The organism is Pseudonocardia sp. GCM10023141 (assembly GCF_042653605.1).
In genome coordinates, this window is record NZ_JBHSIR010000027.1 from 143294 (window position 1) to 155482 (window position 12189).

The 12189-nt window shown below is 69.7% G+C and carries 10 protein-coding genes and 1 pseudogene; 2 read left to right on the forward strand and 9 right to left on the reverse strand.

All coding sequences use genetic code 11. The annotated features are described in order from the left end of the window. Positions 1-10: 10 nt before the first annotated feature. From ACFPFQ_RS16380 to dgoD, 3 genes are read right to left on the reverse strand one after another with little or no spacing between them, the layout of a single operon-like run. Complete coding sequence (locus ACFPFQ_RS16380; protein WP_379619571.1) at positions 11-1006, reverse strand: NAD(P)-dependent oxidoreductase; 996 nt, start codon at positions 1004-1006, stop codon at positions 11-13. After that, a complete protein-coding gene (locus tag ACFPFQ_RS16385; RefSeq protein ID WP_379619573.1) occupies positions 1006-2118 on the reverse strand; it encodes a maleylacetate reductase in 1113 nt (370 codons plus the stop codon). Before ACFPFQ_RS16385 ends, ACFPFQ_RS16380 begins: the two co-directional genes overlap by 1 nt. Then, complete coding sequence (gene dgoD / locus ACFPFQ_RS16390; protein WP_379619575.1) at positions 2115-3245, reverse strand: galactonate dehydratase; 1131 nt, start codon at positions 3243-3245, stop codon at positions 2115-2117. The genes ACFPFQ_RS16385 and dgoD overlap by 4 nt, the downstream gene beginning before the upstream one ends. Here dgoD and ACFPFQ_RS16395 point away from each other — a divergent pair. Next, positions 3229-4320: a LysR family transcriptional regulator gene (locus tag ACFPFQ_RS16395; protein WP_379619577.1), complete on the forward strand. Its 1092-nt coding sequence runs from the start codon at positions 3229-3231 to the stop codon at positions 4318-4320. The two genes, dgoD and ACFPFQ_RS16395, sit on opposite strands and share 17 nt — an antisense overlap. 18 nt (positions 4321-4338) lie before the next feature. After that, positions 4339-4767, forward strand: coding sequence for a transposase (locus tag ACFPFQ_RS16400; RefSeq protein ID WP_379619579.1), 429 nt, complete (start codon positions 4339-4341; stop codon positions 4765-4767). A 592-nt stretch (positions 4768-5359) separates the two neighbouring features. On the opposite strand, the pseudogene ACFPFQ_RS16405 reads toward ACFPFQ_RS16400, so the two are convergent. From ACFPFQ_RS16405 to ACFPFQ_RS16430, 6 genes and pseudogenes are all read right to left on the reverse strand, one after another. Next, positions 5360-6027: pseudogene (locus ACFPFQ_RS16405) on the reverse strand (acyl-CoA dehydrogenase family protein); the annotation flags it as partial. A 53-nt stretch (positions 6028-6080) separates the two neighbouring features. After that, positions 6081-7937: a sigma-54-dependent Fis family transcriptional regulator gene (locus ACFPFQ_RS16410; RefSeq protein ID WP_379619581.1), complete on the reverse strand. Its 1857-nt coding sequence runs from the start codon at positions 7935-7937 to the stop codon at positions 6081-6083. Between the two features lie 157 nt (positions 7938-8094). Next, a complete protein-coding gene (locus ACFPFQ_RS16415) occupies positions 8095-9738 on the reverse strand; it encodes a flavin-containing monooxygenase (RefSeq protein ID WP_379619583.1) in 1644 nt (547 codons plus the stop codon). A 69-nt stretch (positions 9739-9807) separates the two neighbouring features. Beyond that, positions 9808-10689: a crotonase/enoyl-CoA hydratase family protein gene (locus ACFPFQ_RS16420; protein WP_379619585.1), complete on the reverse strand. Its 882-nt coding sequence runs from the start codon at positions 10687-10689 to the stop codon at positions 9808-9810. Between the two features lie 11 nt (positions 10690-10700). Then, a complete protein-coding gene (locus ACFPFQ_RS16425; RefSeq protein ID WP_379619587.1) occupies positions 10701-11282 on the reverse strand; it encodes an NAD(P)H-dependent flavin oxidoreductase in 582 nt (193 codons plus the stop codon). A 1-nt stretch (position 11283) separates the two neighbouring features. After that, the gene (locus tag ACFPFQ_RS16430; protein ID WP_379619589.1) at positions 11284-12186 is read right to left on the reverse strand and encodes an SMP-30/gluconolactonase/LRE family protein; all 903 of its coding nucleotides are present in this window, start codon (positions 12184-12186) and stop codon (positions 11284-11286) included. Between the last annotated feature and the right edge of the window lie 3 nt (positions 12187-12189).

Consider the following 12189-nt stretch of genomic DNA (forward strand, 5'->3'; position numbering starts at 1 on the left):
GCACAGGCGATCAGAGACCTTGCTGATGTGCCGCGCGAACGACGTTGCGCAGCGGTTCCCCCGAGACGAGTCGGTTGACGTTCTCCGCGACGACCGCGTAGCGGCGGCGCGGGAGTTGGTGGGTCCAGGCGCTGGAGTGCGGTGTGCACCAGGCGTTGGGCAGTTCCCAGAACGGGTACTGCGCGGGCGCGACGTCCTCGCGCGGCGAGGTCGGGTAGCGGTACCAGACGTCGAGGATCGCCCCGCCGATCCGGCCGGTGCGCAGTGCGGTGTAGAGCGCGGCCTCGTCGGCGATCTCGGCACGGGAGATGTTCACCAGCACCGCGTGCGCGGGCATCCGATCCAGCAGCGAGGCGTCGACGAGCCTCGTGGTCGACGGAGTCAGCGGGCAGGCGAGCACGACGGCATCGCATCCGGCCACGACGTCGGGCAGCAGCGCTGCCGGGGCGAGCTCGGCGATCCCGTCGGGAGCGGTGCCTGCTGCGGTGACGCGGTCGTCGACGGCACGGACCCGCATCCCGAAGGCCGCCGCACGAACGGCGATGGCCTGTCCGATCCGGCCGTAGCCGACGATGCCCAGCGTCGTGCCGTGCAGCTCGCCGTGGGGCATCCGGTGCCGGTAGTGCCGCGGCCACGCCGACGGGGTGAACGCCGCCTGCATCGCAGCGGCACGGATCTGCCATTCCAGTAGCCGGGCCAGCACGAACTCCGCGATCGGGATCTCGTGCTCGAAGACGTTGGCGATCGTCGTCTGCGGGTCCAGCGCGGCCATGTCGATGGCGTCGAGCCCCGCACCGGGCACGTGCAGCAGCCGGAAGGTCGGGATCACGCCGTCGGGTCGCGACCAGCGCAGCGACACAACCACGTCGTCGGTCCCGATGAGCGCATCGTGGCCCGCCGAACCGGCGGCCTCAGCGGGCAGGGCGACGATCTCGTAGGGGCCGTGCAAACCCCGGCGCAGGTCGCCCGCGTGATCGGCAGCCTCACCGATCAGCACGATCTTCATCAGGAGCCACCGGGGCGGGCGCCGGCAACCGCAGCGGCGAGGACCGAGCGGACCACGTCCTCGGTGACGGGCGCCGGGTTGCCGGCCAGCCGCGGGTCGTCGTGGTCCTCCGCGGTGGTCGCGATCTCGACCGCGCGGCCGAGATCGCCGGGTCCGACGCCGACGTCAGCCAGCCGCAGCGGCAGGTCGACCTGCTCGGCGAGGTCCCAGAGGAAGCCGGCGAGGCTCCCGACGGCACCGACGGCGTCGGCGATGCGGCCGAGCGGCTCGGGGGCCACTACCTCCAGATGCGCTGTGACGTAGGGCAGCACGACAGCGTGCGCTATCCCGTGCTCGACTCCGAAGCTGCCGCCCAGCATGTGCGCGATGGCGTGCTGGAGGGCGAACCCGCCGGTCAGCGCCGCGCCGGCCAGGTAGCTGCCGTAGAGGAGGTCGCTGCGCACACCGAGGTCGTCCGGGTCGGTGAGCAGGCGCGGGATCGCGTTCGCCAGCACCCGCGCACCCTCGATCGCGGCCGGCACCAGCAGCGGGCTGATCGTGGGCAGGTAGACCGCGTCGACGCAGTGCGCGAGCGCGTTCATCGCGCTGGCCGTGCTCGCCCGCATCGGCAGGGTGCGCGACAGCTGCGGGTCATAGACGACGGTCACGGGCCGCATGGCGAGGCTCTCGTGCATGCGCTTGACGCCGTCGATGGTCATCCCGCAGAAGCCGGTCATCTCCGAGCCCGAGTACGTGGTCGGGACCGCGATGATCGGCAGTCCCGACTCGTAGGCGATGCCCTTGCACAGCCCGGTCGCCGCCCCGCCACCGACCGCGACCAGGCAGTCGGCGCCAGCGCTGACGGCCTTGTCCCGGCCACGGCGGGCCAGCTCGATCGGCACCTGGCTGATCGCCTCGGGCAGCAGCCCGACACAGCGGTCACCGATGGTCGCGGCGACCCGGTCGCCCAGTGCCACCCGGCCCGGGGTGGTGACGACGAGTGCGCGTTCGGCACCCAGCTGCTCGACCTCGGCGCGCAGCTGCGTCGCGCGGTCCGCACCGAACACGACCCGGGGCGGAGTGGCGTTGAAGACACCGCCGGGGTGGGCGAAGGAGCGGGCGTCCGCGTTCACCAGTCCACCACCGATCCGTCGGCGAGCACTGCCGCGCTGCTGTGCACCACTTCCGGCCGGAACGGGTGCTTGGCGGCCTCGCGTTCGTCGACCTCGACGCCCAGTCCCGGCTCCGTCGGCACGGCCCAGTAGCTGCCGGTGCGCCGCATCGGGGTGCTGACGACGTCGTCGTACCAGCTCACCGCGCCGCTCATCTCCTCCTGGATCAGGAAGTTCGGGGTGCTGACGTCGAAGTGCAGCGCGGCAGCGCCCGCGATCGGCCCGTTCGGGTTGTGCGGAGCGACCCCGATCTGCTCGGTGTCGGCCAGCGCCGCGATCCGCTTGCCCTCCAGCAGCCCCCCGGTGTGGTTGAGATCGGGCTGGACCACGTGCACGGCCTTCGCCGCGAGGAGGGGCAGGAACTCCCGCAGCCCGACCAGCCGCTCACCGGCCGCGATGGGGCAGCGGGCCCGTTGCGCGACCTGCCGCAGGGCCTCGGTGTCGCCCGGCTGGACGGGTTCCTCGCAGAAGAGCGGGTCGTAGGGTGCGAGCACCTCGACGTACTGCAGTGCCGCCGCGACCGAGGCGGGACGGCCGTGGAAGTCGACCATGATGTCGACGTCCGGCCCGACGGTGGAGCGCAGGGCCGACATCAGCTTGTCCACGTTGCGGCGTTCGGCAGCGACGGTGAGGTGGTTGCCGTAGGGGACGATGACGACCTTCAGCGCGTCGTAGCCCTGCTCGACGACCGCGGCCGCCTTCTCCCGGATCGGACCGACGTCGACGGTCTCGTAGACCGAGCGCATGTCACCCAGGCCGAGGTGGGTGTACACGCGGACCCGGTCGCGGACCCGACCGCCGAGCAGCCGCCACACCGGCAGCCCGACCGACTTGCCGAAGATGTCCCACAGCGCGTGTTCGATGCCGCTGATCGCGGTGGCTCCGATGATGCCCAGGCGGTAGTAGCTGTGCTTGGTCAGCACCCGCACGATCTGTTCGATGTCGCGGGGGTCGCGCCCGATCAGCATCGGTGCCAGGTCCTCCAGCGCACCCACCACGGCTCGGGTCTTCCAGTTGAGGCTCGCCTCGCCCCACCCGTACAGGCCGTCCTGATCGGTCCGGACCTTCACCATGATCCAGTTCCGCATCTCCGCGTTCACGACCGTCGGCTCGACAGCAGTGATGCGGATCGGTGGACCGTCCGGTGGTGCGATCGACATGCGGGACAACTCCTCGTTCGGGTGCCGCCACGCTAGGAGCGAGCCACCGATCGCGTCCAACTTCTATTATCGATCTATTGATCTGTATTGCTTATCAGAAGATGCTGACCGGATGGACCGCACCGGGTTGGACTGCTTCGTCGCCCTCGCCGAGGAGTTGCACTTCCACCGGGCGGCCGAGCGGTGCCACATGAGCCAGCCGGCGATGAGCCAGCAGATCCGCAAGCTCGAACACGAGCTCGACGTGCGGCTGGCACACCGCACGAAGCGGGTCGTGTCCCTGACCCGAGCCGGTGAGGTCTTCCTGGTCGAGGCGCGCAAGACGATCAGGCAGATGGATCTGGCCGTCGAGCTCGCCCAACGCACCGACCGCGGCGAGATCGGACAGCTGACGGTCGGGGTGACCGCACCGGCGCTGCTCGTGGTCTTCCCCGAGATCGCCCGCCTGTTCCGGCAGCTGCTGCCCCACGTCGGGCTGGTCGTGCGCGAGCTGACCACGGCCGAGCAGGAGAAGTCGCTCATGCGCGGCGACATCGACGTCGGGATCGTCCACCCGCCGCTCGAGGAGACCGCCATCAGCACCGAGCAGATCGGCCGCGTGGCCTACCAGCTCGCGCTGCCCGCCGAACACCGGCTGGCCGAGCGGGAGACGGTCTCGCTCGCCGACCTCGACGGCGAACCCATCGTGATCTTTCCCCGTCAGATCGCACCCCAGATCTACGACACGGTGCTCGCACTCTGCCAGGACGCCGGGTTCACCGCGAAGATCGCCATGGAAGCGTTCCCCGCCCAGTCGATCATCGCGCTCGTCGCGTCCGGGGTCGGGGTGGGATTCATCGCCTCCGAGACGCAACGCCTTGCCCGTGCCGGTGTGGTCTACCGGCCGATCATCGGTCCGGTCCCCCACCTGGCGATCGGCGTCGCCTACCACGCCGACGGGGTCGCGCCGGCCGCACGGACGTTCCTGTCCGCCGCCCATCAGGCAGGACGCGCCATGCGATGAGCCGACACGAGTTCGACGGTGCAGATCGGCGCCACTCGCGCGGGCCGCCCGGGAGTGTTCTGGCGGGGCCGTCTGGTCACCGCGGTGGACGGCACCATCTTGTGCTGCCCCGACACTGCGGCGAACCTCACCCTGTTCCACAAGGGCGGCAGCTCGCATGGCACCATCACCGGGTATCCGATGATCCGCGTACTGGCGCTGGTCGCCTGCGGCACCCGCACGATCATCGACGCGGTGTTCGGGACCGACCGGATCGGCGAACTCGGCTACGCCGATCAACTACTGGCCTCGACCCGGGCCGGGATGATCGTGCTGGCTGACCGGAACTTCGCCGCCGCCGGGTGGATCGCGGCGTTGAGCGCCACAGCTGCGCCGCGTCGGGCAGCGGCCGCAGCCAGCGTGCGGCGATGCTGGAACCGAACCAGAGACATCTTCGGCGTGACGTGATCCCGGGACGTCCGAGCGCAGCCTCGCCGTTCAGCAGCACCCAGGCCTGGACACCCGCAGACAGATAAGGGTCTCAGCGCCACCGATCGCCGCATCGGCCACGCTGCGCTGATAGCGGCTGTGCACCCGCCCGGACCTGCTCGAGCAGTCCAGACACACCGCGTCCGGCGCGGTCACGCCGGCATGGATCCGCACGGTCGGTCCCGACGCAACACCCACTCGCCCCGCAACCCGGGCAGATGCGGGAACAACACCGTCAGATCATGATCACTACGCCGCAGCCATCTCAACCACCCGGCCGAGCACAGGTGATCACCAGGGTCCGTCACGGACTTTGTGCAGAGCCTCCACGACTTGGCCGTTGCACCGCGCTCGCGGGGTTGGTCCCTCCGGTTGCACCCTCGCGGCCATCACGACACGTGCTCCCCGCGCTCGCGTGGATGGTCCCAGTTCGACATCGCATTCCAGGTCAACAACGGTGTGCTCCCCGCGCTCGCGCGGGCGGTCCCTGGTCCTGGTGCATCAGCAGGCGTCACATCGGCCAGCCAAACTTTGAAGATCTACATCACCGTGCCGTCAACAGGTCCGAACCGACGCCAACGAGCCAGAGATCGGAGGTGATCGACGCCCGCAGCGATAGCTTGTGCTTGATCTCCGGTGCGGAGAAGCCCGGCGTGTCGGCCGGCACCACGAAGCCGCGGATCCCCTCGTCGGTCTGCGCCCACACGACGGCGGCGTCGGCGACAGTGCCATCGGTGATCCGCATCTTGGCGCCATCGAGTACCCAGTCGGTGCCGTCGCGGCGGGCTCGGGTGCGCATCGAGCCGGGATCGCTGCCGCAGTCGGGCTCGGTCAGCCCGAAGCAGCCGATTGCCTCGCCCGCGGCCATCGCGGGCAGCCACTGCTGCTTGTGCTCCTCGCTGCCCTAGCGGTGGATCGCCTTCATGGCCATCGAACCTGTACCGAGACGAAGCTGCGTAGGCCGGAGTCGACGGCCTCCAGCTCCCTGCACGCGGTGCCGTAGGAGGTGGCGCTCGTTCCGGCGCACCCGTAGCCGTCGAGGTGCATCCCGAAGACGCCGAGCTTGCCGAACTCGACGGCGAGGTCGCGAGCGGGCAGCGAGCCGGCTTCGAACCATTCCGCGATGTGCGGACGGAGCCGGTTCTGGGCGAAGTCGCGGACGGTGTCGCGGATGTCGCGCTCGTCGTCAGAGAGACCGAAGTCGATGGCCAGGAAATCGGCGGGATCAGGCGCGGGCATACCAGGAACGTACGAACGGAACGGAACGGCGAGCGTCCGACTTCGCTACACGGTCATTTCGGTGACGACGCGGACGGGAGGTGGTTCTCGTCGATGCCGAGGATCCGCATCTTGCGGTACAGCGTGGAGCGGGCGACCCCGAGCCGATCGGCGGCGGCGGCCTTGTTGCCGTTCGTCTCGGCCAGCGCCTCCATGACGATGTCACGCTCGGCGCGCTGCAGCGATCGGCCGCCCGTGCGGTCGCGGCTCGAGCGGTACTCGGGTGGAAGGTGCTCGTGGGCGATGTCGGAGCCCATCGAGCGGACCGCCGCAGTTGCGAGCACGGCTTCCAGCTCCCGGATGTTTCCGGGCCAGTCCAGCGCGGCCAGGGTGCGGAGTGTCCCGGGCAGGAGGCGGGGCACCGGGCGGTGGTTCGTGCGGGCCGCCAGCAACGCGGGCGCGAGGTCGGCGATGTCGTCGCCGCGGTAGCGCAGTGGCGGCACGGTGATCGAGACGGGGAAGTGGTCGAGCACCCGCGCGGCGGCGGTGTCGTCGCCACGGGTGCGCGCGGTGGCGATCACCCGTCCCAGCGCAGCGTTCTCCACCGAGTGCTCGACCCGCGCGCCGATCGCGGCCGGGAGCTGGTCGAGGTGCCGCAGCACGACGGTGTCGCCGCGGCCGAGCGCCGTCGTGAGCCGGCCGATCCACGCCTGCGGGTCGTCGTAGGCGGTGAGCGTGTCCAGGACAGTCAGCGCATCCTGCCCCGAACGGCGACGGTGTAGATGCGTGGCCAGGTGCAGCTTTCCGGTGCCGGCCTCGCCGCTGACGAGCAGCGGCTGACGCACCTCGAGGGCGGCATCCACGTCTCCGCGCAGGCGGGCGGCCGCGATACTGCGTCCGATCAGCCCGTCCACGGTTTGGCGCGTCCGGCCGGGCTTGCGGCGTGAGGTGCTCCTCGGCGTGGCTGGGCGGGCCTCCGGTCGAGACGGCGTGCGCATCTCGACCAGCACCCCGGCGGTGGCGCCGCGGTCGCCGACCCGAGTCGCGCGGGCCTGAACCACGACGTCGCGCGCCAGCCGCACCTCCCCCACGGCCTCGTCGCCGGACCCGAGCATGGTGCACGCCCAGTCCCACAGCATGGCCTGGTCGGAGAGGTCCAGCAGGAGTGACGCCGAGGTGTTCGCCATGACGACGTCCTCGTTGAGCGACAGCACGGCGTGGGTGTTGCGCCGGCCCGCGCGCAGGAATTGCTCGAGCAGCATCTGCTCGCGCCGCGACGCGTCGGCGTAGATGCGCGACTCGATCTCGCGCACGGCCGCCAGCACCAGCGGCTTGAGCGCCTCATGGGTGTCGTCGACCCGGCAGGTGACGTCGAGGACGCCCTCCACAGCACCAGTGATGGGGTGCACCACCGGTGAGCCGATGCAGGTGAAGTCCTGCAGGATCTCGCGGAAGTGCTCGGATCCGGACACGGTGAACGGCTTGCGCTCCTCGAGCGCCGATCCGATGCCGTTGGTGCCGGTGAACTCCTCGGCGTAGAGGAATCCCGGCGAGACCGACGCCCGATCCAGTGCCTTCGCCAGCTCTCTGGCACCGGCGCGTCGGTCGATGATCTGGGCGTCGGAGTCGGCGAGCAGGATCGAGACCGGCTCGTCCTCCATCTGCTCGGCGAGGCGGTCGATCACCGGGCCGGCCGCGCGCAGGAGTCGGTTGGGGCGCTCGAACTCCGGCCGGTACGGCACGTCCTCGCTGGTGGGGGCCATCCCGACGAGCTGGCAGCGGCGCCAGGACGACACGATCTCGCGCCGGAACGCCAGCGGGGCGGCCTTGTCGCCGGAGTCGTCGCTGAGGTGTCCGCCGATGGGTCCGTCGAGGACCCGTTCGCGTTCGACGCGGAGCCCGCTCGCGTGCTCACCGATGCGCACGATCACCCCCTCGTCGTCGAAAGGCCCAGCTCACAGGGTACAAAGCAGAGCGTCGCAGAGCACTGTGTGTCGGCACTGTCCGAAAACGCAACACTGGCCGCGACACCAGTGCGCGCCGGCCGTCATCGACGCCCGGCGCGCACAGCACCGCTTCAGAGTGGTGTCAGCGGACATCCCACTCGGCGTAGCGGCCGCCCTTGACCTCGTCCCACTTGCCGAAGTACGAGACGAGGCCGCCCGAGTAGTTCAGCATCTGGGCGGGCTTGCCCGGCACATTGGCGCCCCAGTACCAGGAGCGGGCCTTGGTGAACAGGGAGCCTTCGAACAGTTCGTCCACGTGCGCCGTCCACGCCTTCTCGGCCTCCTGGGACGACTCGAACCGGGTGTGCCCCTGCTCGCGCAGGTGCTCCAGGAATTCGATGACGATGTCGCCCTGGTACTCGGCCGACGTCGGGCCGTTGCAGAAGCCCGACGGGCTCTGCGGGCCGTAGAGGAAGAGCATGTTGGGGAAGCCGGCGGTCGACAGGCCCATGAAGGTGTCGACGCGCTGCGCCCACTTCTCCTGGATCTTCTGGCCGTCGACACCTTGGATGTCGATGGCCAGGATGCCACCGCGATTGTTGTCGAACCCGGTTGCCAGCGCGATGACGTCGCACTCGATCAGGCCGTTCTTGGTGACGACGCCCTGCGGTGTGATCTCCAGGACGGGCTCGTCGTTCTGGTCGATCAGGCGCACGTTGTCCTGATTGAACACATCGAAGTAGTCCTGCTCGAGCGCGGGGCGCTTCACGCCGAACGGGTGCGGCGGCTCGGCCGGGGCCAGCAGTTCGGCAGTGGCCGGGTCGTTCACCCGGGCGTGCACCTTCGCGCGCCAGAAGTCGTAGAAGGTGCGGTTGGCGGCTTCGTCGCCGAGCAGGTCATAGTACATGCCCAGCCAGATCGGGAAGCCGCCGGCCGCCCAGAAGCGCTCGTAGGTCTCGTTCAGCTCCTCCGGGCTGGCGTTGGCCGCCTCGGTGGGCATGAAGTCGAAGTCGAAGCCCGCGAACGCGGTCCCGCGAGTGACGAAGCGCTCGGGCAGCCCGGCGCGCTCCTCGTCGTTGTCGGCGTGATCGAGTGCGCGCTGGCGCATCGGCAGGGCCAGGTTCGGGGTCCGCTGGAACACCGTGACCTCGGAAGCGACCTTCGTCGCCTCCTGGATGACCTGCACACCGCTGGCGCCCGTCCCGATGACCACGACCCGCTTGCCCGTCATGTCGAGCCCGTCCTGCGGCCAGCGCGCCGTGTGGTGGCACTCGCCGGCGAAGGTCTCCATGCCCGGGATGTTCGGGTAGAGCGGCTTCGCCCCGAACCCGGTGGCGACAATGACGGTGCGCGCCTTCTGCGCCTTGCCGTCGGACGCGTACACCGTCCACTCCCGGGTATCATCGTCCCATTGGGCCTGGGATGCGAAGGTGTTGAACTCGACGTCCTTGGTGAGATCGAGCTTGGCGTCGACGTGCTCGAAGTAGTCGCGCACGCCCTCGAAGTTCGGGTAGCGCTCGCGGAAGTCGAAGTCCTTCCACAGGTCCTTGTGGGCGAACTGGTAAATGTGGGCGACGGTGTCGGTCCGTGCGCCTGGGTAGCAGTTCCACCACCAGATCCCGCCGAGTCCTCCTGCGGAGTCCCAGACCTTGACGTCGAAGCCGAGGTCACGCAGGCGGTCGAGCTGGTACAGACCCGAGAATCCGCCGCCGATGACGAGCACGTCGAGGACGTCGCTGCGATCGTTGTTCTCGCGGGCGTCGGTGGGCGACTCCACTGTCGTCATTTCGCACTCCTCGGTCGATGTCCGTGAAAAGTAGGGCTGTAGGGCGCATCACAACTGTCCGAAAACGCGTCACCTGCGGCCGACCCAGTGCTCGTAGAACGGCGGCATCTCCGTGACCGAGCTGGCCCGGAACTGCGGTTGCCGCTTCTCCCGGAACGCGGCGACGCCCTCGGCGCCGTCGGCGAGACTGGTGTAGAAGATCGCGAGGGAATCCAGGCGGTGCACATCGGCGGGATCGTCGAGCGCGGAGTTGCGGTACATCATCTGGCGCATCAGCGCGGTACCCACGGCAGACCTGCCGCGTGTCCACCGATCGGCCAGCGCTCGGGCGGTGGGCAGTAGGTCCTCCGGCTCGTGCACGGACCGAACGAGCCCGGCCTCGAGCGCCTGCTCGGCGGAGAGGATGTCGGCGGAGTAGACGAGATCGAGCGCCGTCGCCATGCCGACGATCCGCGGCAGGAACCAGGTCGACGCCGCCTCGGGCGTGACTCCGATCCGGCCGAAGACGAGCCCGAGCCGCGCCGTCGAGGAGGCCAGGCGGGCGTCCATCGCCAGCGTCATGGTCGTGCCGATTCCGACCGCGACCCCGTTGATCGCAGCGATCACCGGTTTGCGGCAGGCGTGGATGGCGAGGGTGACCCGGCCGCCGGTGTCGCGAACCTTGGCGAGGCCCGGGTCGGACAAGTCGGCCATGTCGTCCAGCGACGGGCGCAAGCGCTCGTCGAGTCCGAACGCGTTGCCGGTCCCGCCCAGGTCCATCCCGACCGAGAACGCTTTGCCGGCGCCGGTGACGATCACCGCTCGGATGTCGTCGCGGTCGTTGACCTCGATGAACGTTGCCTCGAGCTCGTCGGCCATCTCGACGGTGAACCCGTTGAGCCGGTCGGGCCGGTTCAGGGTGACGGTCAGGATTCCGTCCTCGACCTCGTGGGTCAGCGTGGTGAGCTCCACGGCTCCTCCTGTCATCGGACGGCCGCCGGCAGCTGCCCGCACATGATCGACTCGGCCTGCTCGATGATCGAGTAGACGATGGCGCGGCAGCTCTCCACGGAATGGATCAGCCCTTGGGCCTGCCCGGCCCACCACATGCCGCCGCCCATGTCGCCGTCCTGCAGCACCCGGCTCCGGCCTCTCGCTCCGGAGGCGAGATCGGCGACGTCGGCGAACGTCGCGCCCGGTCGGCGCGATCGCTCGGCAATCTCCTCCGAGATCGCGTTGCGGGCCACCCGGGCCGTGTTGCGGAACTCCCGGAACACCAGCTGCGTGGCTCGTTCGTCATTCGCGACGATCTGGTCCTTGACGTTGCGGTGCACCGGGGCCTCGTCGCTGGCGACGAAGCGGGTGCCCATGTTGATCGCCGACGCGCCGAGCGCGAGGGCGGCGACTAGGCCGGCGCCGTCGGCGAAACCGCCGCCGGCGATCAGCGGGATCCCGACGTGGCGAGCGGCCGCGGGGATCAGCACCGCCGTCCCGACCGCGGTCATCCCACCGCACACGACGGGATAGTCGACGCCGAAGGTCTCGGTGAACCGCGTGGAGATCAACTCACGGCGTCCCGGCGTGCGGGACGTCGACCTGAACCGCGTGGACCTGGCCCTCACGCACCGCGCTACGCGCCGCCTCGTCGAAGTCGGGCGCGACGCACAGGAACAGCGTCTTGCCGTCCTCGCCGCCCAGCGCGACCGCGAACACCCCATTGGGCGCGGTGCTGACCTCGTCAAGAATCTCGCCACCCTCGGCGATCCGCAGCGCACGCGCGTGGGCGCAGTCGGCGATCCAGACAGCGCCCTCGGCGTCGAGCGCCAGGCCGTCGGGCACGATCGTCGAGGCCTCGACGCGCTTGTGCCAGCTCGGCTCGTCGCCCAGGTCGCCGAAGTTCGCGAAGTCGCGGCGGGGGCCGAGCGTCCCGTCCTCGTGGATGTCGAATGCGGAGATCCGGTTCCCGAACAGCTCGTTCACGATCAGGGTGCGGTCGTCGGGGGTGATCACCATGCCGTTGGGGAACGACAGGCCCTCGGCCACGACCTGCGACGTGCCGTCGGTGTTGACCAGCACGACCGCGGCGGTCTCGTGATCGGCCCCGCCCATGAGGTCGAACCCGAAGTTGCCGACGTAAGCCTGTCCGTTGCGGGCCACGACCATGTCGTTGGCGTGACCGGTGGACAGCGCCGCGATGTCGGCGTGCTCGGCGAACGAACCGTCGGCCTCCTGCCGCAGCACCTTCCGGTCCTTCATCGACACGACCAGCATCCGGCCGTCGGGCAGCCAGCCCAAGCCAGACGGCTGCTGGGGAACCTCGGCAACCTGCTCCACCGTGCCGTTGGGGTGCACGACGTTGACCGAGTACGTGTAGAAGTCGACGAACCAGAACTTGCCGTCGTGCCAGCGCGGGCCCTCGGTGTAGGTGAATCCCTCGGCCACCACCGTGACCGGCCTCGTCGTCGTCATCTG

What these genes read in the sequence shown, in the direction of transcription:
- ACFPFQ_RS16380 (WP_379619571.1), bottom strand. Translation starts at nt 1,006, where the DNA reads ATGAAGATCGTGCTGATCGGTGAGGCTGCCGATCACGCGGGCGACCTG.
- ACFPFQ_RS16395 (WP_379619577.1), top strand. Translation starts at nt 3,229, where the DNA reads ATGATCCAGTTCCGCATCTCCGCGTTCACGACCGTCGGCTCGACAGCA.
- dgoD (WP_379619575.1), bottom strand. Translation starts at nt 3,245, where the DNA reads ATGCGGAACTGGATCATGGTGAAGGTCCGGACCGATCAGGACGGCCTG.
- ACFPFQ_RS16415 (WP_379619583.1), bottom strand. Translation starts at nt 9,738, where the DNA reads ATGACGACAGTGGAGTCGCCCACCGACGCCCGCGAGAACAACGATCGC.
- ACFPFQ_RS16430 (WP_379619589.1), bottom strand. Translation starts at nt 12,186, where the DNA reads ATGACGACGACGAGGCCGGTCACGGTGGTGGCCGAGGGATTCACCTAC.